Genomic DNA, 21,189 nt, shown 5'->3' with positions numbered 1-21,189 from the left:
CCTTCCAGGCCAATCAGCGTACAGACTCCCTCTCAGAGATCTTCGGACGAGTCCGGACGGCTGTTCTGGCCTGGGAAGGGGCACCACTGATGGCGCGGCACGAGGCGGGAGCAGGAGCAGGAGCAGAGACCGGATCGGTATCCGGGGGGAAGCGGCGCGAGGGGCGCGTCGTGGTCGGGGTCGGCGGTTCGCTCGCGAGCCTCGCGGCGCTGCGGGCGGGCGCGGAGCAGGCGCGGCGCGGGGGCCGGGTCCTCGTCGCGGTGCTGGCCTGGGAGCCGCCGGAGGGGGAGGGGAGGTATCTGCACCGGCCCGACCCGGAGTGGGCCCGGCACTGGTGGATGGAGGCGCGGGGCCGCCTCGACCGCGCTTTCGACGAGGCCTTCGGCGGTATGCCGCCCGGCGTCGTGGCCGAGCGCCGGGTGATCAGGTCCCGGCCGGGCCCCGCCCTGTGCGGCCTCGCCGCGGACCCGGACGACCTCCTGGTCCTCGGCACGCGCCCCGCCCGGCACGGCACGACCGGCATCCACCGCTACCTCCGTGCCCACGCGCCCTGCGCGGTCCTCACGGTCCCGGCCCCCCGCAAGCCGCGCGGCTTCCGCAGGACCCTGCGGAGGATGACCCCGCAGGACTTCGCCCTGGTGAGCCACTAAAGCCGGGCGCGCCCGCACGGCCGACGCGCACCAGGGCCCTGCCCAAGGCTCAGGAGCCCGACCCCGCGCTGGCCAGGGCCGCCGACAGTTCCACCGCCACCTGCTGCAGCACCGGCACGATCTTGTCCGTGGCCGCCTCGGTGACCCGGCCTGCGGGACCCGAGATGGAGATCGCCGCGGCCGTGGGGGAGTCGGGGACCGGCACGGCCAGGCACCGGACGCCGATCTCCTGTTCGTTGTCGTCGACCGCGTATCCGGTGCGGCGGACGTCTTCGAGGGCCGCGAGGAAGCCTTCCGGCGTAGTGATCGTCTTCTCCGTGGCGGCCGGCATCCCGGTGCGGGCGAGCAGCGCCCGTACCTCGTCGGGGGACGCGTGGGCGAGCAGCGCCTTGCCGACTCCCGTGGAGTGCGGCAGGACCCGGCGGCCGACCTCGGTGAACATCCGCATGGAGTGCTTGGACGGCACCTGCGCGACGTACACGATCTCGTCGCCGTCGAGCAGGGCCATGTTCGCCGTCTCGCCGGTCTCCTCGACGAGCCGGGCGAGGTAGGGCCGGGCCCACGTGCCGAGCAGGCGCGACGCGGATTCGCCGAGGCGGATCAGGCGGGGGCCGAGCGAGTAGCGGCGGTTGGTCTGCTGGCGTACGTACCCGCAGGCGACGAGTGTGCGCATGAGACGGTGGATCGTGGGGAGCGGCAGGCCGCTGCTGGCGGAGAGTTCGCTGAGACCGACCTCGCCCCCCGCGTCCGCCATCCGCTCGAGCAGATCGAAGGCGCGCTCGAGGGACTGGACGCCACCGCTCGCGGCGGGCGTCTTGGAGGCGGCGATTTCAGCGGGGGCGTCGCTGGCGCTTGACGTCGGCACGGCGCGTTCCTTTCGGTGCTGGCGGGCAAGGAAGCAGCCTACCGGTCGGTTCTTCACGAGGGCTGTTGCTCGGCCTGCCGTCATCGCCGGTCAGGGGGCCTTTGTCCCCGTCTTCGCAGGGTTGTCCCGCGCCCCCTCGGCGCTCGCGTTGTGCGTAGCTACGTTCTGGTAAGCGGAATTCTAATTCCACGTTGTGGAAACGTCCAGTGCCGAAGCGCACCCTTGACGCCGTGGGCACAAGCGTGAAAACTCCTTCAACAGAACGTTGAATTCCGTTAAGCGGAAGCAAAAGGTCTGTGTAGCGGAACAGAAGAGAGGGGACGCGGGTGTCCGGACAGGACGTGGACGTGGACGTGGACGCGACGGTGGGTGCTGAGGTGGAGCTGGTGCTCCGCTCGACCCGTGTCGTCACTCCGCGGGGAACGCGGGCCGCCTCGGTCGCCGTCTCCGGCGGCCGGATCGTGGCGGTCGCCGCGTACGACGCCGAAGTGCCGGACGGCGCGCGCCTCGAGGACCTCGGCGACGACGCGCTGCTGCCCGGCCTGGTCGACACGCACGTCCACGTGAACGACCCGGGCCGCACCGAGTGGGAAGGCTTCTGGACCGCCACCCGCGCCGCGGCCGCCGGTGGCATCACCACCCTGGTCGACATGCCCCTCAACTCCCTGCCGCCCACGACGACGGTGGACAACCTGCGCACCAAGCAGGAGGTCGCCCGCGCCAAGGCCCACATCGACGTGGGGTTCTGGGGCGGCGCACTGCCCGACAACGTGGCCGACCTCAAGCCGCTGCACGACGCCGGTGTCTACGGCTTCAAGTGCTTCCTCTCGCCGTCGGGTGTCGACGAGTTCCCCTCGCTGAACCAGGACGAGCTCGCCTCCTCCATGGCCGAGATCGCCGGGTTCGGCGGGCTCCTCATCGTGCACGCCGAGGACGCCCACGAGCTGGACGCCGCCCCGCACAAGAGCGGCCCCCGTTACGCGGACTACCTGGAGACCCGGCCCCGTATCTCGGAGGACACCGCGATCGAGGGGCTCATCGCCGTCGCCAAGCGGATCGGCGCGCGGGTCCACGTACTGCACCTGTCCTCCTCCGACGCGCTCCCGCTCGTCGCCGCCGCCAAGCGTGCGGGCGTCGAGCTGACCGTCGAGACCTGCCCGCACTACCTGACCCTGACCGCCGAGGAAGTCCCCGACGGCGCCAGCGAGTTCAAGTGCTGCCCGCCCATCCGTGAGGCCGCCAACCAGGACCTGCTCTGGGAGGCGCTCGCCGAGGGCACCATCGACTGCATCGTGACGGACCACTCGCCGTCCACCGCAGACCTCAAGACCGACGACTTCGCGACCGCGTGGGGCGGCATCTCCGGGCTCCAGCTCAGCCTCCCCGCGATCTGGACCGAGGCCCGCAAGCGCGGCCACAGCCTCGACGACGTGGTGCGGTGGATGTCCGCCCGCACCGCGGAGCTGGTCGGACTGAGCCGGAAGGGCGCCATCGAGGCCGGCCGCGACGCCGACTTCGCGGTCCTCGCGCCCGACGAGACCTTCACCGTGGACCCCGCGGAGCTGCAGCACCGGAACCGGGTCACGGCGTACGCGGGCAAGACCCTCAGCGGCGTCGTGAAGTCCACCTGGCTGCGCGGCGAACGCATTCTGCACGGCGGCGAGTTCAGCGAACCCGCAGGCCGACTTCTGGAAAGGAACAACTGAGATCGTGACGGCGATACCTCACTTCACCGGCGACGCAAGCCCCTACGGCGGCGGCGAGCCCTACGCCGACTACCGCACGGCCGACTTCCCCTTCACCCAGTACGCCAACCTCGCCGACCGGCAGCTCGGCGCCGGTGTGATCGCCGCCAACGACGAGTTCTTCGCGATGCGCGAGAACCTGCTGCTCGCGCACCCCGCCGTGTTCGACCCCGAGCACTTCGGGCACAAGGGCAAGGTCATGGACGGCTGGGAGACCCGCCGCAGGCGCGGCGTCTCCGGCGAGCACCCCTGGCCCACCGCGGACGACCACGACTGGGCGCTCGTCCGGCTCGGCGCCCCGGGCGTCGTGCGCGGCATCGTCATCGACACCGCCCACTTCCGCGGCAACTACCCGCAGGCCGTCTCCGTGGAGGGCACCAGCGTCGACGGTTCGCCGACGCCCGAGGAGCTCTGCGGCGACGACGTGAAGTGGACGACCCTCGTGCCGCGCACGCCGGTCGGCGGCCACGCCGCCAACGGCTTCGCCGTCGACGTCGAGCAGCGCTTCACGCACCTGCGCGTCAACCAGCACCCCGACGGCGGCATCGCCCGCCTCCGCGTGTACGGCGAGGTCGTAGCCGACCCCAAGTGGCTCGCCGCGCTCGGCACGTTCGACGTCATCGCCCTGGAGAACGGCGGCCAGGTCGAGGACGCCTCCGACCGCTTCTACTCCCCGGCCACCAACACCATCCAGCCGGGCCGCTCCCGCAAGATGGACGACGGCTGGGAGACCCGCCGGCGCCGCGACAACGGCAACGACTGGATCCGCTACCAGCTGGTCCAGCAGTCCGAGATCCGGGTCGTCGAGATCGACACCGCCTACCTCAAGGGCAACTCGGCAGGCTGGGCCGCCCTTTCGGTACGCGACGGCGAGTCGGGCGAGTGGGCCGAGGCGCTGCCCCGCACCCGCCTGCAACCCGACACCAACCACCGCTTCGTCCTCGACGCGCCGGTCGTCGGCACGCACGTCCGCGTCGACATCTTCCCGGACGGCGGCATCTCCCGCCTGCGCCTGTTCGGTTCGCTGACCGAGGACGGCGCGGCCAGGCTGGCCGCCCGTCACCAGGAGCTGGGCGGCTGATCCGCCCCCCGAACGTGGGGCGCACCGGGTGGACAGCCCCGGTGCGCCCCACACCCACACCCATGCCCGGGTACGGGCACGTCAGGCCGCGTGACCGCCGTCCACCGACAGCTCGGTGCCGGTGACGTACGCCGCGTCGGCCCCGGCGAGATAGCCGACCAGGGACGCCACCTCGTCGGCGGAGCCGAAGCGGCCGAGGGCGGTCATGGCGCTCTGGCCATCGGCGAAGGGGCCGTCCGCCGGGTTCATGTCGGTGTCGATCGGGCCCGGCTGTACGAGGTTCGCCGTGATCCCGCGCCCGCCCAACTCCCGCGCGAGCGCCTTGTTGAGGCCGATCAGCGCGGCCTTGCTCGTCGCGTACAGCGTGCCGCCGGGGCCGGGAACGCGCTGGGCCATGCAGCTGCCGATGGTGATGATCCGGCCGCCGTCCCGCAGCAGACCGGCCGCGGTCTGCGAGGCCAGGAAGACCCCGCGGACGTTGACGGCGAGGACCCGGTCGATGTCGGCGAGCGTCAGATCGCCCACGGGGCCCAGGACCCCGATCCCCGCGTTGTTGACCAGGATGTCCAGGCCGCCCAGGTCGTCGGCGGCCCGGTCCACGGCTCCCGCCGCGTCCCCGGCGTGCGCCGCGTCGGCCTTCAGCGCGATGCCGCGCCGCCCCATCGACTCGATCTTCGCGACGATCCGGCGGGCCGCGTCCTCGCTGTGGACGTAGGTGATCGCCACGTCCGCGCCCTCCTCGGCAAGGCGCAGCGCGATCGCCGCGCCCATGCCGCGGCTGCCGCCGGTGACCAGGGCGGTCTTGCCGCTGAGTGAAGACATGTCCGTACCTCTTCCGCATGTGTATCGGTGGTTCCGCACCGCTCTGGGCGAGAAGTGCTTGCGGGTTCAATGAAAGTCGCCGGGGCGCGCATCGGCTGGCGGCAATCGGACACGGCTCTCGCGGAGCGATGACTTCGGCGCGGTCGCGGGGTCTGAGTGGGTGAGAGCCGTACGAAGACGGCCTCGGAAGGCCCCTCATCGGAGAGAAGGCACGCGCCATGAAGCTCACCCTCACCCAGTTCCTCACCCTCGACGGCGTCATCCAGGCCCCGGGCGGCCCGGACGAGGACCGCGACGGCGGATTCGAACACGGCGGCTGGTCGGTGCCCTACGGGGACGATGACTTCGGCGCCTTCATGGAGGAGAACTTCGACCGGGTCGACGCCTTCCTGCTCGGCAGGGCGACGTACGACATCTTCGCCGGATACTGGCCCCGGATGACGGACCCCACCGACCCGATCGCCTCGCGCCTCAACTCCCTGCCGAAGTACGTGGCGAGCACCACCCTGACCGACCCCGCATGGCAGGGCACGCGCGTCATCGGCCGGGACGACCTGGTCAAGGACGTCACCGCGCTCAAGGAACAGCCGGGCCGCGAGCTGCAGATGCACGGCAGCGCCGGTCTCGCGCGCTCCCTGATGGCGCACGACCTGATCGACACCCTGCACTTGATGACGTTCCCCGTCGTCATCGGCACGGGCAAGCGCCTCTTCACCGAGGGCGCCCTGCCCACCGCCTTCCGGCACACCCGGTCGCGTACGACCTCCACGGGCGTCGTCATCAGCACGTACGAGCGCGAGGGGCGCCCGGAGTACGGCAGTTACTAGGCCGAGGCGGTGGTGGGTCCGGTGCGTTCTGGGCCCGCCGCGTGGTGAACTCCCGGAAAACTTCACGAACTTGACGTTGACACGCCAACCTCTACGCGCGTCACACTGGACCCATGCGAATCCCCCCACGAAGCCGTCTCCTCGGCGCCACCGCCCTTGCCGCCGCCCTCCTCGTCGGCGGCCCCGTTGCCGCGGCCACCGCGAGCGCCGCGCCGGTCGCCCCGGTCGCGCACTCCGTCACCGCCGTCGGCAAGATCTGCTACTCCGCGCTGCCCTCCCAGGCGCACGACACCTTCGACCTGATCGAGGCGGGCGGCCCCTACCCGTTCCCTCAGGACGGCACCGTCTTCCAGAACCGTGAGAACGAGCTGCCGCAGCAGGGCTCCGGCTACTACCACGAGTACACGGTCGTCACGCCGGGCTCGGACGACCGCGGCGCCCGCCGCATCGTCACCGGCGAACAGAGTCAGGAGGACTACTACACGGCCGACCACTACGCGTCGTTCGACCGGGTCGACCACGGCTGCTGACCCCTCGCGGGCAACCTCGGCACGGTCGGTCCGCCCGGGCACGGTCAGTCCGCCCGTCGGCTCCGCACGGCGGCGAACAGCGCGCAGGCCAGTACGGTCAGAGCCACGCTCGCGTAGAGCTCGTGGCCGTCGAGGAAGCCGAGACGCTGCACCAGGCCCCAGCCGCGCAGTGTGCCGGTGAGCTCGTGGAGCAGGCCGACCGCGCCCTGGAACAGCAGGAACACACCGAGGAACTCCAGTAGCTGCTTCATGGGGAGATCGTCGTCCCGTACCGTTCGCGCGGGCATCGGCCGCGGGGCGAGGATCTCCCCTGTGAGCGGTCCGAAAGTCGGTGACCTGCGTGACTTTGGTAGCCGATCACGCGCGGAGCGAGCCGCGGCGGTCACCGGTGCGTAGATTTGTCGACCATGAGCGGCACTGACCCCACGCGAAGGCCCGAGCCCGGGCCGGAGCCCGCGCCCGGCCGTACGCCCCTGGCCGGGAACGCGTGGGCGCTGCCCTCCGCCGTCGCCCGGGAGTTCGACCCGGGTCGTGCGGGGCGCACGTCACGGCGGACCGCGCGGGACTGGTTCACCGACTTCGGCTGCTTCCTGGCCGCCGTCCTCATCGGGATGATCGGCGCCGACGCCGTCAGCGCCAACCCGCACGTCTCCCCGGCAGCCGCCGAGCTCGACCAGGTGGTCGGCGCGCTCGCCTGCGCCGCGGTCTGGCTGCGCAGGCGCTGGCCGCTCGGCTTCGCCCTCGCGATGGTGCCGGTCTCGCTGATCTCCGACACGGCGGGCGGCGCCTCGGCGGTGGCCCTCTTCACCCTCGCCGTGCACCGGCCGTTCCGGTACGTCGCGTGGGCCGGCGGCGCCTCGATCGCCACCTTGCCCCTCGTCTACCGGCTACGGCCCGACGCGGACATGCCGTACGGGGTCGCCATCGGCTTCGGCGTCGTGGTGAGCGCGGCGGTCATCGGCTGGGGCATGTTCGTACGCTCCCGGCGCGAGCTCCTGGTCAGCCTCAGGGACCGCGCCGTCCGCGCCGAGAACGAGGCCGCGCTCCGCGCCGAACAGGCCCAGCGGCTCGCCCGCGAGGACATCGCCCGCGAGATGCACGACGTGCTCGCACACCGCCTCACCCTGCTCAGCGTGCACGCGGGCGCCCTCGAATTCCGCCCCGACGCGCCCCGCGCGGAGATCGCAAGGGCGGCCGGTGTCATCCGGGAGAGCGCCCACGAGGCCCTGCAGGACCTGCGCCAGGTGATCGGCGTCCTGCGCGGCGGCGACGCGGACGCCTCGGGCCGCCCGCAGCCCACCCTCACCGCCCTGGACACCCTGGTCGCCGAGTCCCGCGAGGCGGGCATGAAGGTCGTCCTCGACAACCGCGTCCCCGACCCCGCCGCCGTCCCCGCGGCGCTCGGCCGCACCGCCTACCGCATCGCACAGGAAGGCCTGACCAATGCCCGCAAGCACGCCCCCGGCGCCGAGGTGACGGTCGCCGTCACGGGCACGCCCGACGAGGGCCTGACCCTGTCCGTGCGCAACCCCGCGCCACCCGGCGACGTGCCCCACGTGCCCGGCTCGGGACAGGGCCTGATCGGGCTCGCCGAACGCGCCTCGCTCGCGGGCGGCCGGCTGGACCACGCGCCGGGCCCCGACGGAGGATTCCATCTGGAGGCCTGGCTACCGTGGGCGCCATGAAACCGATCAAGCTGCTGCTCGTCGACGACGATCCGCTGGTGCGCGCCGGGCTCTCCTTCATGCTCGGCGGCGCGGACGACATCGAGATCGTGGGCGAGGCGGGCGACGGCACCGAGGTCGCCGGCCTGGTCGGTGAAGTCCGCCCCGACGTCGTCCTGATGGATATCCGCATGCCCACGATGGACGGCCTCGCCGCCACGGAGGCCCTGCGCAGGCGCCCGGGCGCCCCCGAGGTCATCGTCCTCACCACCTTCCACGCCGACGAGCAGGTCCTGCGTGCCCTGCGCGCAGGCGCGGCGGGGTTCGTCCTCAAGGACACGGCGCCGGCCGAGATCGTCGCGGCGGTGCGGGCGGTGGCCGCCGGGGAGCCGGTGCTCTCGCCGACGGTCACCCAGCAGCTGATCACGCGGGTGACCGGCGTGGACCCGCAACTGGACCGCAGGCGGCGGGCGCTGGAGCGGCTCGACTCACTGGGGGAGCGCGAGCGCGAGGTGGCGGTCGCGGTCGGCCGTGGCGGGTCCAACGCGGACATCGCGGCCGGGCTGTTCCTCAGCGTCGCCACGGTCAAGGCGCACGTCTCCCGGATCCTGACGAAACTGGACCTCAACAACCGTGTGCAGATCGCTCTCCTTGCGCACGACGCGGGACTTCTCGACCAGGACGGCTGAGCGGGATCGAGGCGGTCGGGGCCGGGGGGAACAGAACGCCTCGACCGGCGCGTTGTCCGGCTGAGCCTCTGGAGGAGACCTGCATGGCGGACAGCATCGACCTGGCGACGTACGGCCCGCGCTTCAGACAGGACCCGCACTCCGTGTACGCGGAACTGCGCGCCCTCGGACCCGTCCACCGCGTCCGCCTGCCACCCCCGGAGGACACGGGCGAGGCCTATCTGGTCGTCGGGTACGAGGAGTGCAGGGCCGCGCTCGCCGACCCCCGCTTCGCCAGTTCGTCGGCGGCGGCCGGCTTCGCCTTCCACGAGGAGGAGCTGATCGGCACGCATCTGCTGATCGCCGACCCGCCCCACCACACGCGCCTTCGGGGGCTCATCACCCGCGAGTTCACCCCCCGCCGGGTCGAGGCCCTGCGCCCCCGCATCCAGCACATCACCGACGGTCTCCTCGACGCGATGCTCACCGAGGGCGGCACGGCTCACGAACGCCGCGGCGATCTGCTCGAAGTGCTGGCCTTCCCGCTGCCCATCACCGTCATATGTGAGCTGCTCGGCGTCCCCGACATCGACCGCGAGGCCTTCCGCCGCATGTCGAACGGCGTCGTGGCCTCGCCGAACCAGGAGGAGGAGCGCGCCTCCTTCGTGGCACTGGCGGGCTATCTCGCCGACCTGGTCGAGGAGAAGCGCTCTGCGCCCGGCGAGGACCTGCTGAGCGCCCTGATCCGCACCACCGGCCACGAGGACGACGACCGCCTCTCGCCCGCCGAACTGCGCGCCATGGCCTTCGTACTATTGATCGCCGGGCACGAGACCACGGTCAACCTGATCGCCAACACCGTGCACGCCCTCTTCACCCACCCCGAGCAACTCGCCGCCCTGCGTGCCGACATGAGCCTTCTCGACGGCGCGATCGAGGAAGGCCTGCGTTTCGAGGGCCCGGTGGAGGGCGCGACGTACCGCTTCGCCACCGAGGACACGGAGTTGGGCGGCCTCGTCATCCCGCGGGGCTCCGTCGTCCGGATCGCCCTCCTCGCGGCCGACAGGGACCCCGCCCGCTTCCCCGACCCGGACCGCTTCGACATCCGGCGCGCCCCGCGCGGCCACGTCGCCTTCGGCCACGGCCTGCACCACTGCCTCGGCGCGCCCCTTGCCCGGGCGGAGGCGAAGATCGCGCTCGGCTCCCTCCTGACCCGCTGCCCGGACCTCGCCCCGGACGGGCCGCCGGGGGAGTGGCTGCCGGGCACCCTGATCAGAGGGGTGCGGAGCCTCCCCGTCCGGTGGTAGTAGTCGGTCATGACCGAGCCCTCGCCCGCGCAGCCGACCGACCCCCTCGACCTCGCCAGAGCCCAGAAGGTCCTGGACGCCCAGCCGTTCAGCGCTCTGGTCCGGGCCCGCCTCACGCGGTTCGGGGAGGGGGCGGCCACGCTGGAGATCGGCATCCGCGAGGAACTCCACCAGCAGAACGGCTTCCTGCACGGCGGCGTGCTCGCGTACGCCGCCGACAACAGCATCACGTTCGCGGCCGGTACGACACTCGGGCCCGCCGTGCTGACCTCGGGCTTCTCCATCCAGTACGTACGCCCGGCGACCGGCGTCAGACTGGTCGCCCGCGCCGTCGTCGCCCACTCGGGCCGCCGCCAGGCGGTGGTCCGCTGCGAGCTCTCCGCCGTGGGCGACGAGGGCACGGAGACGCTGTGCGCGATCGCGCAGGGCACGGTGCTCTCGACGGCCTGAGCCTCCTGAGCCCCTTGAGCCCCCTGAGCCTCAGGGGGCTCAGCCCTCGTAACCCTCGTAACCCTCGGAGTCCCGCGGGATCTCGGACATCCGTACCGGCCGCCGCTCCCGCCGCGACAGTTCGCAGGCCTCCGCGATCCGCAGCGCGTGCAGCGCCTCGCGGCCGTCGCAGGGGTTCGCCCGCTCGCCGCGTACGACATCGACGAAGGCGGCGAGCTCCGCCTCGTACGCGGGGGCGAAGCGCTCCAGGAAACCGGGCCAGGGCTTGACCGGGGCGGCCGGACCCGTCGGCTCCGCCGAGGTGAGGGGCGTGCGCTCGTCCATGCCGACCGCCAACTGGTCGCGCTCACCGGCCAGTTCCATGCGGACGTCGTAGCCCGCGCCGTTGGTGCGGGTCGCGGTCGCCGTGACGAGCGTGCCGTCGTCCAGCGTCAGGACCGCGGCCGCCGTGTCGACGTCACCGGCCTCGCGGAACATCGCGGGGCCCCTGTCGGAACCGGTCGCGTACACCACCGCGACCTCGCGCCCCGTGACCCACCGCAGGATGTCGAAGTCGTGGACCAGGCAGTCGCGGTAGAGCCCGCCGGAGAGCGGCAGGTACGCGGCGGGCGGCGGCGCCGGGTCCGAGGTGATCGCCCGCACCGTGTGGAGCCGTCCGAGCCGGCCCGTGCGCACCGCCTCGCGCGCCGCCGCGTACCCCGCGTCGAAGCGCCGCTGGAAGCCGAGTTGCAGCACCGTGCCCGCCGCCTCGACCTCGGCGAGGGCGGCCAGCGTGCCCGGCAGGTCGAGGGCGATGGGCTTCTCGCAGAACACCGGGAGCCCGGCGCGCGCCGCCCTGCCGATGAGCGCGGCGTGCGCCGAGGTCGCCGCCGTGATCACCACGGCGTCCACCCCGGCGGCGAAGACCTCGTCGACCGAGGGCACGGCCGTCGCGCCGGTCCGCGCCGCGAGGTCGGCCGCTCTCGCCGCATCCACGTCGGCGATCACCAGGGACGTCACCGCCGGATGGCGGAGCAGGGCCGCCGAGTGAAAGGTGCCGATCCGGCCGGTTCCGATCAGTCCGATGCGCATGGACCCACCCTCGCGACGCCCGCCCCCGCTGTCAATGGATTGTCCGGACAACAGAACTTAAGAACTTCCCGTCATCCTCTCCTGGGACTACGCTCGCCCCGTGTCCAAACCAGTCGCCAAAGCAGCTCAGGACAAGCCGGTCCAGGACCCCACCGTGGACCTCCGGCTCGGCGTCGACCGCAGCAGCCCCGTCCCGCTCTACTTCCAGCTGGCCCAACAGCTCGAAGCGGCGATCGAGCGCGGCGCCCTCACGCCGGGCAGCCTCCTCGGCAACGAGATCGAGCTCGCCGGACGGCTCGGCCTGTCCCGGCCCACCGTCCGCCAGGCCATCCAGTCCCTCGTCGACAAGGGCCTGCTCGTGCGCCGCCGCGGCATCGGCACCCAGGTCGTGCACAGCCAGATCAAGCGGCCCCTTGAGCTCAGCAGTCTCTTCGACGACCTGGAAGCCGCGGGCCAGCGCCCCGAGACACGCGTCCTGCGCAACACCGTCGAACCGGCCTCCGCCGAGGTCGCAGCCGCCCTCGGCGTCGCCGAGGGCGACGACGTGCACCTCGTCGAGCGGCTCAGGCTCGCCCACGGCGAACCCATGGCGCACCTGTGCAACCACCTGCCGACCGGGCTCCTCGACCTCGACACCGCACGCCTCGAGGCCACCGGGCTCTACCGCCTGATGCGCGCCGCGGGCCACACCCTGCACAGCGCGCGCCAGTCCGTCGGCGCCCGCGCCGCCACCGCGGCGGAGGGCGAGCTGCTCGCCGAGCCCGCCGGGGCGCCGCTGCTCACGATGCGGCGCACGACCTTCGACGACACGGGACGGGCCGTCGAGTACGGCGCGCACGTCTACCGGGCCTCGCGCTACTCCTTCGAGTTCCAGCTCCTCGTACGGCCGTAGCGGTCCGGCGACGGGTGAGGCCGCCGTCAGAATGTTCTGACAAAGCCATTGACGCTCCCACGCGCCCCCCGCTAGAACTCCTCCAGCCGCACCGAGGCGGCCGGAAGAAGAGGGGTGGTCCACCATGCGCACATCCCGTACGGCGAGGAGCGTCACGGCCTGTCTGGCGGCGATCGCGCTCGCCGCCGGCTGTAGCAGCTCCGGCGGCAAGGACGACGAGGACGGGTCCGGGGACGGCGGCGGGGGCGGGGGCGGCACGGGCGTGAACACGCCCCGCCTCAAGATCGCGATGGTCACGCACTCCGGCGAGGGCGACACCTTCTGGGACATCGTGCGCAGCGGCGCCAAGCAGGCGGCCCGGAAGGACAACATCCAGTTCCTCTACGCCAACGACAAGGAGGCCAAGGGCCAGGCCGAGCTCGTCCAGTCCTTCGTCGACAAGAAGGTCGACGGGATCGTCGTGACGCTCGCCAAGCCCGAGGCGATGCGGGCCGTGCTCGCCAAGGCCGCGGAGGCGGGCATACCGGTCGTCACGATCAACTCCGGCGGCGAGTTCTCCGCGCGGTTCGGCGCGCTCGGCCACATCGGCCAGGACGAGTCCGTCGCGGGCGAGGCCGTCGGTGAGGAGCTCAACACGCGCGGGAAGAAGAAGGCGCTCTGCGTCATCCACGAACAGGGCAACGTCTCCCTCGAACAGCGCTGTGCCGGGGTCAAGAAGACCTTCGAAGGATCGGTCGAGAACCTGAACGTCGAGGGCACCAACGCGCCGGGCGCCCAGTCCTCCATCAGCGCGAAGCTCCAGGCCACCAAGGATATCGACGCCGTCGTCACGCTCGGCGCGCCGATCGCCGCGTACTCGGTGAAGGCCAAGGACGAGACGGGGAGCAAGGCGGAGGTCGACACGTTCGACCTGAACGCCGACGTCGTCAAGCAGCTGAAGGCGAAGGCGGTCGGCTTCGCCGTCGACCAGCAGCCCTACCTCCAGGGGTACCTCGCCCTCGACGAGCTGTGGCTCCACAAGACCAACGCCAACGTCATCGGTGGCGGCAAGCCCGTCCTCACCGGACCCGCGATCGTCACCGGGAAGGACGTGCCGAAGCTGGAGAAGTACACCGCTCGCGGTACCCGATGAACACATGCGTGATCCGCGTGGTCGATACTTGGGCGGCTGGGGCCGGGGATCCGGACCGGCCGCACAGAGCAGCAGAGCAAGAAGGGCACGGCGTCGTGGCAAGGGTGAAGACAGGGGTACGAGCGGTAGGCGCCGTGCTGGTGGCGGTGCTCGGTGTGACCGCCGGACTGACCGGCTGCAGCAGCACCGGCGGAAAGCGCGCCGAGGACGCCCGCAAGGCGGCAGCGGCGGGCGGGAAGGCCGCGGTGGACACCCCCCGCTGGACCTTCGGCATGGTCACCCACTCGGGCGATGGCGACACCTTCTGGGACATCGTCCAGAGCGGCGCCAAGCAGGCCGCGGTCAAGGACAACATCAAGTTTCTGTACGCGCACGACGACGAGGCTCAGCAGCAGGCCCAGCTCGTGGACTCCTACATCGACAAGAAGGTCGACGGGATCATCGTCACCCTCGCCAAGCCCGCCGCGATGAAGGGTGCCCTGGCCCGCGCCAAGAAGGCCGGCATCCCGGTGATCACGGTGAACTCGGGCTCCGCGGAGTCCAAGGAGTTCGGCGCGCTCACCCACATCGGCCAGGACGAGACGATCGCGGGCGAGGCCGTCGGCGAGGAGCTCAACAAGCGCGGCAAGAAGAAGGCGCTCTGCATCCTGCACGAGCAGGGCAACGTCGGCCACGAGCAGCGCTGCGAGGGCGCGAAGAAGACCTTCGACGGCACGATGCAGAACCTGTACGTGACCGGCACCAACATGCCCGACGTGCAGTCCTCCATCGAGGCCAAGCTGCAGTCCGACAAGTCGGTCGACGCGGTCGTCACGCTCGGCGCGCCCTTCGCGGACACCGCGGTGAAGGCCGCGGACAGCGCGGGCAGCAAGGCGGAGGTCGACACCTTCGACCTGAACGAGAAGGTCGCGGCCGGCCTGAAGTCCGGCGACCTCGGCTTCGCCGTCGACCAGCAGCCCTACCTCCAGGGCTACGAGGCCGTCGACCTGCTCTGGCTGTACAAGTACAACGCCGACGTCCTCGGCGGCGGCAAGCCCGTCCTCACCGGCCCGCAGATCGTCACCAAGGACCAGGCCGCCGAGCTGGAGGAATACGCGAAGCGAGGAACCCGATGACCGCGCCCGCACCCGCACCCGAGCCCGACGCCAAGGCCGACGAGCGCCTGGTGAAGGCGTCGCCGCTGAAGAAGCTGATGGGCCGCCCCGAGCTCGGCTCCGTCGTCGGCGCCATCGCCGTCTTCATCTTCTTCTCGCTCATCGCGGACAGCTTCCTGCAGGCCACCAGCCTGGCGACGGTCCTGTACGCGGCCTCGACGCTCGGCATCATGGCGGTGCCGGTGGCCCTGCTCATGATCGGCGGCGAGTTCGACCTGTCGGCGGGTGTCCTCGTGACGACCTCCGCCCTCGTCTCGTCGATGTTCAGCTATCAGATGACGGCGAATGTCTGGGTGGGCGTCGGCGTCTCGCTGCTCGTCACCCTCGCCATCGGCGTCTTCAACGGCGTCATGCTGACCCGCACGGACCCGCCGAGCTTCATCATCACGCTCGGCACGTTCCTGATGCTGACCGGCATGAACCTCGGCTTCACCAAGATGATCAGCGGCACGGTCTCCACCAAGTCGATCTCCGACATGGAGGGCTTCTCGTCCGCCAAGAAGATCTTCGCCGAGACGATCACGATCGGCGGCGTCGGCTTCAAGGTCACGATCCTGTGGTGGCTCGCCCTTATCGCGGTCGCCACGTGGATCCTGCTGCGTACCCGTGTCGGCAACTGGATCTTCGCGGTGGGCGGCGGCGAGGACGCGGCCCGCGCGGTCGGCGTCCCGGTCGCCAAGACGAAGATCGGCCTCTACATGGGCGTCGCGTTCGGCGCCTGGATCTCCGGCCAGCACCTGCTGTTCTCGTACGACACCGTGCAGTCAGGCGAGGGCGTCGGCAACGAACTGATCTACATCGTCGCGGCCGTCATCGGCGGCTGCCTCATCACCGGTGGGTACGGGTCCGCGGTGGGCGCGGCCGTCGGTGCGCTGATCTTCGGCATGGTCAGCAAGGGCATCGTGTACGCCGAGTGGAACTCGGACTGGTTCAAGTTCTTCCTCGGCGTGATGCTGCTCCTGGCGACCCTGCTCAACCACTGGGTCCGCAAGCGCGCGGAGGCGACGAAGTGACCACGGACATGACGAAGACCGACGCGGACCCCGAGGACGAGGGCGGCCGCACGCCGCTCGTCGAGCTGGACGACGTCAGCAAGTACTACGGCAACATCCGCGCGCTCGAAGGCGTCTCCCTCGAAGTGCACGCGGGGGAGATCTCCTGCGTCCTCGGCGACAACGGCGCCGGCAAGTCCACGCTCATCAAGATCATCGCAGGGCTGCACCGGCACGATGCGGGTGCCCTGCGCATCGAGGGCGAGGACATGCGGCTCAGCTCGCCGCGCGCGGCCCTGGACCTCGGCATCGCCACGGTCTACCAGGACCTCGCCGTGGTCCCCCTGATGCCGGTCTGGCGGAACTTCTTCCTCGGCTCCGAGCCGACGAAGGGCACGGGTCCCTTCCGCCGCATGGACGTCGACCTCATGCGCAGGACGACCCGCGCGGAGCTCCTGCGCATGGGCATCGACCTGCGCGACGTCGACCAGCCCATCGGCACGCTCTCGGGCGGCGAGCGCCAGTGCGTGGCGATCGCCCGCGCCGTGTACTTCGGCGCGAAGGTCCTCGTCCTTGACGAGCCGACCGCCGCGCTCGGCGTCAAGCAGTCGGGCGTCGTCCTGAAGTACGTGGCCGCGGCGCGGGACGCGGGCCTGGGTGTGGTCCTGATCACCCACAACCCGCACCACGCGTACCTGGTCGGTGACCGTTTCGTACTCCTCAAGCGCGGCACGATGTTCGGCAGCTACGCCCGCGACGAAACCACCCTCGACGAGCTGACCCGCCAGATGGCGGGCGGCTCCGAACTGGACGACCTCCGCCACGAGCTGGAGGGCCGGGAGGCCCTCTAGGGGCGCGGGGAACTGCGCGAGCAACCACGACATGGCCGCAGCCGCGCCTGCGGCTTCTCCGGAGCCCTTCCGGGGAGGGCCGCGAGGCCCTGTTAGGGGCGCGGGGAACTGCGCGAGCGACCACGAACGACCCGCAGTCGCGTCTGCGGGGTGGCCCGGCAGTTGCGACTGCGGCTTTTCGCGGGCCGGGCGCGCAGTTCCCCGCGCCCCTTCAGGCTCTCCGGCCCAGGGACACCGAAATGGGCCCCCGGCCCCGGGGTCCCGTTGTGCGCGCCCCCGCGAGCGTGAGGCAGAATCGCCGCAATGAGCACCTACCGCGACCTCGCGCACCGCGGCTCCGCACGAGCCACCGTCCTGCGGACCGTGGGCACCCGCGAACGCCGATCACACCTCACGGCGCCACGCGTCAACACCGTCGGCATCGACATCGGCGGCACCAAGGTGATGGCGGGGGTCGTCGACCCCGACGGCAACATCCTGGAGACCCTCCGCACGGAGACCCCGGACAAGTCGAAGAGCCCCAAGGTCGTCGAGGACACCATCGTCGAGCTGGTCCTCGACCTCTCGGACCGGCACGACGTGCACGCCGTCGGCATCGGCGCGGCGGGCTGGGTCGACGCGGACCGCAACCGCGTGCTCTTCGCGCCCCACCTGTCCTGGCGCAACGAACCCCTGCGCGACCGCATCTCGGGCCGCCTCGCCGTGCCCGTCATGGTGGACAACGACGCCAACACCGCCGCCTGGGCGGAGTGGCGCTTCGGCGCGGGCCGCGGCGAGGACCACCTGGTCATGATCACGCTCGGCACCGGCATCGGCGGCGCGATCCTGGAGGACGGCCAGGTCAAGCGCGGCAAGTTCGGCGTGGCCGGCGAGTTCGGCCATATGCAGGTCGTGCCGGGCGGTCACCGCTGCCCGTGCGGCAACCGCGGCTGCTGGGAGCAGTACAGCTCGGGCAACGCCCTCGTCCGCGAGGCCCGCGAGCTCGCCGCCGCCGACTCCCCGGTCGCGTACGGCATCATCGAGCGCGTGAAGGGCAACGTCCCCGACATCACCGGCCCCCTCATCACCGAGCTGGCCCGCGAGGGCGACGCCATGTGCGTCGAGCTCCTCCAGGACATCGGCCAGTGGCTCGGCGTCGGCATCGCCAACCTCGCCGCCGCGCTCGACCCCTCCTGCTTCGTGATCGGCGGTGGCGTGAGCGCCGCCGACGACCTCCTGATCGGCCCGGCCCGCGACGCCTTCCGCCGCCACCTCACCGGCCGCGGCTACCGCCCCGAGGCCCGCATCGCCCGCGCCCAGCTCGGCCCCGAGGCCGGCATGGTGGGCGCCGCCGACCTGTCCCGCCTGGTCGCCCGCCGCTTCCGCCGCGCCAACCGGCGCCGCGTGGAACGCTACGAACGTTACGAGCGCTACGCAGAGGCGCGCCGCACCAACGACCGCACCTCCCAGGGAACCCAGTAGATGACCGTGCCCCGCCAGCCCTCGTCCCCGGACCGCTCCGGCCATCCCGAGCCGGACCACCGCGACGGAGGCAAGGCCAGCAAGACCGAGGACCGCCGCCACATGATCCGCCGCCGCTGGCTGACGGCGATCATCATCGTGCTGCTCATCGGCGTCCCCGCCGGCTATCTGATGATCTCCGCGAACCAAAGTCGCAACAGCGGCCGGGACAAGGAGGACAAGTACTCCGCGACCGGCCTCACCGCGGGCTGGCCCTCGAAGGTGCAGCGCCGCCTGTACGACGTGCCGGTCCAGCCGTACTCGGCGGAGGTCGCGTACTACGAGACGAACAACTGGCGCACCAGCCGTCTCTACGTACAGTTCCTCACCAGCAACGAGGGCCTGCGGAAGTTCCTCAAGGAGATCGGCACCACCGAGGACAAGCTCAAGCCGAACGACATCACCATCAGCAAGCGGGACCGCAAGGTCGTCGGCTGGGAGTTCACGGGCCCCGGCCCCTGGTCCGGCCTGACCCACGACCGGAAGAACCCGGCGCCGACGCAGGACGTGGTCGTGGACCGCTCCAACGCGCAGCACCCGATGATCTACGTGGTGTCGTCGACGACACCCTGACCGGTGCGGACGGATCAGGGCGTTCTCCGGTGCGCCTCAGCACGGCCCTCATAGCGTGTGGCCATGACCAGATTCCCGGAATCAGAAGCGGCGTACGACCGGCGCAGGCTGCACCAGTGGGCGGGCGGCCGGGCCCGCGCCGACGGGGTGGCGCGCCGTGACCTCCTGCGGCTCCTGGCAGCCGCGGGCCTCGCCTCCACGGCGCCGGTCGCTTTGTCGACGAACACGGCGACCGCGGCGGGCACAGCGGGTGCTTCGGGCGTGGCGGGGGAGGGCATCGTCAAGCCGCTGCCCCCGGAACGGTTCATCGTGCACGGCACCAACGCGGAGACCCGCTTCGAGGCCCTCGCGGACACCGGCCACCTCACGCCCGCCTCCCACTTCTTCGTCCGCAACCACACGACGACGCCGCGGATCGACGCCGCGACCTGGCGGCTGAGCATCTGGGGCGACGGACTCGCGGGCGGCGCACGGCAGTTCAGCCTCGCGGACCTGCGGAGTCTCCCCTCGGTGACGCGTACCGCGTTCGTCGAGTGCGCGGGCAACGCCAGGAACTTCTTCAAGACCCAGCAGAACCAGCCGGCCTCCGGCACGCCCTGGACCACGGGTGCGATCGGCACGGCCCGCTGGCGCGGCGCACGCCTCTCCGACGTCCTGCGCCGGGCGGGCCTCTCCCACCGCGCGGTGGACGTGATGCCGCGCGGCCTCGACGACGAGTACGTCACGTCGAACGGCACGAACTACGGCCGTGTGCGCCGCCCCATGCCGGTCTCCAAGGCCCTGGACGACGTCCTCCTCGCGTACGAGATGAACGGCGAGCCCCTTCCCCTCGACCACGGGTACCCGGTCCGGGTCCTCGCCCCGTCCTGGGTGGGCATCTCCTCGATCAAGTGGCTCGGCGACATCGAGGTCTCGTCCGTGCCCCTCTACTCGCCCTGGAACACCGACTTCTACCGGCTGTACGGCGACGCGTACCCACCCGAGGGCAGCGCCCCGCTGACCCGCCAGACCCTCAAGTCCGCCTTCGAACTCCCCTGGAACGCGACCCTGCCCGCGCACACCAGGCACCGGCTCACCGGCCGCGCCTGGTCCGCGTCGGGCGCGATCACCCGGGTCGAGGTCAGCACGGACGGCGGCGCCTCCTGGCGCCGGGCCCACCTGCACGATTCCTCGCACCCCGGCTCATGGACCCGCTGGTCGACGCCGTGGACCCCCGGCAAGCCCGGCCCCGTCGAACTCCTCTCCCGCGCCACGGACTCCACGGGCCGGACCCAGCCGGAGACGACGGTGCACAACACGCAGGGGTACCTGTTCGACGCGGTGGTGCGGCACGCGGTGACGGTGGGGGCCTGACGCACTCACCCGGCGGCCGCCCACCCCTCGTAGACGGCGGCCGCCACCGCCAGGTCCTCCCAGGCCATCCCCGCCGACTTGAACAGCCGGGGCCGCCCCTCGACCGGCCGCACCTCGCCCCGGACCAGAGCGTCAAGGGTGTGCAGCCGCTCCATGGCGAAGGCTCCTTCGGCGGCCGCGAGGACCAGGTCGCCGCACTCCCGCTCCGCGACCTCGCGGGACTCAGCCACCACCGTGGCGCGGCCCACGAGGCGGGCGTCCACCTCACGGGCGTCCGGCTCGTGCGAGCCGACCGCGGCGACCGTCGCGTGGTCGGGCAGCAGCGAGCTGTCGAAGAGGGGCTCGCGGGCCGTGGTGCAGCAGCAGACCACGTCCGCGTGGGCCACCGCCTCCGCCGTCGCCGCGGCCGCGGAGAGCCCCGCGGCACGGCAGCGGTCGACGAAAGCGGCGACCCGGCCGGCGTTCCGCGCGACCACGTCGACGTGCCGCAGCGCCGGACGCACCGCCCGTACCGCCTCGACGTGCCCCCACGCCTGCGGGCCCGTCCCGAAGACCAGCAGCCGCTCGGCCCCGGGGACCGCGAGCCGCCCGACCGCCACCCCGGACACGGCCGGAGTGCGCAACGACGTCAGCGCGATCCCGTCCAGGAGCGCCACCGGTGTGTGGGTCATGCCGTCCAGGAGGAGGTACAGCCCTTGGACGCGCGGCAGCCCGCGCTCCGCGTTGCCCGGCGTGACCGTGGCGACCTTCACCCCTGCGTACGAGGCCGTGGCCGACGGCATCAGGAGCAGCTGACCGCCGGGCACCTCGACGACCGAACGCGGCGCTTCCGCCGCCGGATCGAGCCCGGCGGCGAGGACGGCCTCCAGCGCGCCGACCGCGGCGGACATGGGGACGAGCCGCCGCACGGCGTCGGCGTCGAGGTGCGGCGTGGCGGAGGCCGGGGCCGATGGGGGCGTCGGTGCGGGTGTCGGTGCGTTCATGCGGTTCCCCTACCCACTGGGCGGGACGTGAGTGAAAACAGAGGCCCTGGGCACTCGCGGGGGTGAAGGCAGAAGGCGC

22 protein-coding genes are annotated in these 21,189 nt (G+C 71.9%); 17 read left to right on the top strand and 5 right to left on the bottom strand.

Features of this window, described 5'->3' with window-relative positions; translation table 11 throughout:
* Window positions 1-89: 89 nt before the first annotated feature.
* The gene (locus ABZ953_RS27845) at window positions 90-650 is read left to right on the top strand and encodes a universal stress protein (protein ID WP_361728971.1); all 561 of its coding nucleotides are present in this window, start codon (window positions 90-92) and stop codon (window positions 648-650) included.
* 49 nt (window positions 651-699) lie between these two features.
* Here ABZ953_RS27845 and ABZ953_RS27840 read toward each other — a convergent pair whose 3' ends face one another.
* The gene (locus tag ABZ953_RS27840; protein ID WP_361729330.1) at window positions 700-1,479 is read right to left on the bottom strand and encodes an IclR family transcriptional regulator; all 780 of its coding nucleotides are present in this window, start codon (window positions 1,477-1,479) and stop codon (window positions 700-702) included.
* 401 nt (window positions 1,480-1,880) lie between these two features.
* On the opposite strand from ABZ953_RS27840, the gene allB reads away from it, so the two are divergent.
* The gene (gene allB / locus ABZ953_RS27835; RefSeq protein ID WP_361729327.1) at window positions 1,881-3,221 is read left to right on the top strand and encodes an allantoinase AllB; all 1,341 of its coding nucleotides are present in this window, start codon (window positions 1,881-1,883) and stop codon (window positions 3,219-3,221) included.
* A gap of 4 nt (window positions 3,222-3,225) precedes the next feature.
* A complete protein-coding gene (gene alc, locus ABZ953_RS27830; protein ID WP_361728968.1) occupies window positions 3,226-4,341 on the top strand; it encodes an allantoicase in 1,116 nt (371 codons plus the stop codon).
* A gap of 81 nt (window positions 4,342-4,422) precedes the next feature.
* Here alc and ABZ953_RS27825 read toward each other — a convergent pair whose 3' ends face one another.
* On the bottom strand, window positions 4,423-5,163 hold the full coding sequence (locus tag ABZ953_RS27825; RefSeq protein WP_361728965.1) for an SDR family oxidoreductase: 741 nt from the start codon (window positions 5,161-5,163) through the stop codon (window positions 4,423-4,425).
* 218 nt (window positions 5,164-5,381) lie between these two features.
* Between ABZ953_RS27825 and ABZ953_RS27820 the strand changes: the two genes are divergently transcribed.
* Together ABZ953_RS27820 and ABZ953_RS27815 are read left to right on the top strand one after the other, a co-directional pair.
* Window positions 5,382-5,990, top strand: coding sequence for a dihydrofolate reductase family protein (locus tag ABZ953_RS27820; protein ID WP_361728962.1), 609 nt, complete (start codon window positions 5,382-5,384; stop codon window positions 5,988-5,990).
* A gap of 113 nt (window positions 5,991-6,103) precedes the next feature.
* Window positions 6,104-6,520 (top strand): ribonuclease domain-containing protein, encoded by a 417-nt coding sequence (locus ABZ953_RS27815; RefSeq protein WP_361728959.1) that lies wholly within the window; start codon window positions 6,104-6,106, stop codon window positions 6,518-6,520.
* A gap of 44 nt (window positions 6,521-6,564) precedes the next feature.
* Here the strand turns inward: ABZ953_RS27815 and ABZ953_RS27810 are convergent, their stop codons facing one another.
* The gene (locus ABZ953_RS27810) at window positions 6,565-6,771 is read right to left on the bottom strand and encodes a hypothetical protein (RefSeq protein WP_361728957.1); all 207 of its coding nucleotides are present in this window, start codon (window positions 6,769-6,771) and stop codon (window positions 6,565-6,567) included.
* A gap of 156 nt (window positions 6,772-6,927) precedes the next feature.
* Here ABZ953_RS27810 and ABZ953_RS27805 point away from each other — a divergent pair, with 156 nt between their 5' ends.
* The 4 genes from ABZ953_RS27805 to ABZ953_RS27790 all read left to right on the top strand — a co-directional run bounded on the left by ABZ953_RS27805 (window position 6,928) and on the right by ABZ953_RS27790 (window position 10,609).
* Window positions 6,928-8,205: a histidine kinase gene (locus tag ABZ953_RS27805; protein ID WP_361728954.1), complete on the top strand. Its 1,278-nt coding sequence runs from the start codon at window positions 6,928-6,930 to the stop codon at window positions 8,203-8,205.
* Window positions 8,202-8,873: a response regulator transcription factor gene (locus ABZ953_RS27800; protein WP_361728951.1), complete on the top strand. Its 672-nt coding sequence runs from the start codon at window positions 8,202-8,204 to the stop codon at window positions 8,871-8,873. Before ABZ953_RS27805 ends, ABZ953_RS27800 begins: the two co-directional genes overlap by 4 nt.
* A gap of 83 nt (window positions 8,874-8,956) precedes the next feature.
* The gene (locus ABZ953_RS27795) at window positions 8,957-10,159 is read left to right on the top strand and encodes a cytochrome P450 (protein WP_361728949.1); all 1,203 of its coding nucleotides are present in this window, start codon (window positions 8,957-8,959) and stop codon (window positions 10,157-10,159) included.
* 9 nt (window positions 10,160-10,168) lie between these two features.
* Complete coding sequence (locus ABZ953_RS27790) at window positions 10,169-10,609, top strand: PaaI family thioesterase (RefSeq protein WP_361728946.1); 441 nt, start codon at window positions 10,169-10,171, stop codon at window positions 10,607-10,609.
* Between the two features lie 39 nt (window positions 10,610-10,648).
* Here the strand turns inward: ABZ953_RS27790 and ABZ953_RS27785 are convergent, their stop codons facing one another.
* Complete coding sequence (locus ABZ953_RS27785; RefSeq protein WP_361728943.1) at window positions 10,649-11,680, bottom strand: Gfo/Idh/MocA family oxidoreductase; 1,032 nt, start codon at window positions 11,678-11,680, stop codon at window positions 10,649-10,651.
* 154 nt (window positions 11,681-11,834) lie between these two features.
* On the opposite strand from ABZ953_RS27785, the gene ABZ953_RS27780 reads away from it, so the two are divergent.
* The 8 genes from ABZ953_RS27780 to ABZ953_RS27745 all read left to right on the top strand — a co-directional run bounded on the left by ABZ953_RS27780 (window position 11,835) and on the right by ABZ953_RS27745 (window position 20,127).
* Complete coding sequence (locus ABZ953_RS27780) at window positions 11,835-12,572, top strand: GntR family transcriptional regulator (RefSeq protein WP_361729324.1); 738 nt, start codon at window positions 11,835-11,837, stop codon at window positions 12,570-12,572.
* A gap of 124 nt (window positions 12,573-12,696) precedes the next feature.
* The gene (locus tag ABZ953_RS27775) at window positions 12,697-13,704 is read left to right on the top strand and encodes a sugar ABC transporter substrate-binding protein (RefSeq protein ID WP_361728941.1); all 1,008 of its coding nucleotides are present in this window, start codon (window positions 12,697-12,699) and stop codon (window positions 13,702-13,704) included.
* A gap of 95 nt (window positions 13,705-13,799) precedes the next feature.
* Window positions 13,800-14,819, top strand: a complete 1,020-nt coding sequence (locus ABZ953_RS27770; protein WP_361728938.1) for a sugar ABC transporter substrate-binding protein — start codon at window positions 13,800-13,802, stop codon at window positions 14,817-14,819.
* Window positions 14,816-15,871, top strand: coding sequence for an ABC transporter permease (locus ABZ953_RS27765; RefSeq protein ID WP_361728935.1), 1,056 nt, complete (start codon window positions 14,816-14,818; stop codon window positions 15,869-15,871). Before ABZ953_RS27770 ends, ABZ953_RS27765 begins: the two co-directional genes overlap by 4 nt.
* 8 nt (window positions 15,872-15,879) lie before the next feature.
* Window positions 15,880-16,701, top strand: a complete 822-nt coding sequence (locus ABZ953_RS27760; protein WP_361728932.1) for an ATP-binding cassette domain-containing protein — start codon at window positions 15,880-15,882, stop codon at window positions 16,699-16,701.
* Window positions 16,702-17,004: 303 nt separating this feature from the next.
* A complete protein-coding gene (locus ABZ953_RS27755) occupies window positions 17,005-18,162 on the top strand; it encodes an ROK family glucokinase (protein WP_356248777.1) in 1,158 nt (385 codons plus the stop codon).
* Window positions 18,163-18,774, top strand: a complete 612-nt coding sequence (locus tag ABZ953_RS27750; RefSeq protein ID WP_361728928.1) for a sugar kinase — start codon at window positions 18,163-18,165, stop codon at window positions 18,772-18,774. It abuts the gene before it with no gap.
* Between the two features lie 63 nt (window positions 18,775-18,837).
* The gene (locus ABZ953_RS27745; protein WP_361728926.1) at window positions 18,838-20,127 is read left to right on the top strand and encodes a sulfite oxidase; all 1,290 of its coding nucleotides are present in this window, start codon (window positions 18,838-18,840) and stop codon (window positions 20,125-20,127) included.
* A 5-nt stretch (window positions 20,128-20,132) separates the two neighbouring features.
* Here the strand turns inward: ABZ953_RS27745 and ABZ953_RS27740 are convergent, their stop codons facing one another.
* Window positions 20,133-21,110 (bottom strand): ornithine cyclodeaminase family protein, encoded by a 978-nt coding sequence (locus tag ABZ953_RS27740; protein WP_361728924.1) that lies wholly within the window; start codon window positions 21,108-21,110, stop codon window positions 20,133-20,135.
* Window positions 21,111-21,189 lie beyond the last annotated feature (79 nt).

Origin of the sequence: Streptomyces sp. NPDC046465 (assembly GCF_040646035.1) — a bacterium.
Classification (GTDB): domain Bacteria; phylum Actinomycetota; class Actinomycetes; order Streptomycetales; family Streptomycetaceae; genus Streptomyces.
The sequence above is the reverse complement of the archived record's forward strand: the minus strand, read 5'-3'. Positions and strand labels throughout refer to the sequence as shown.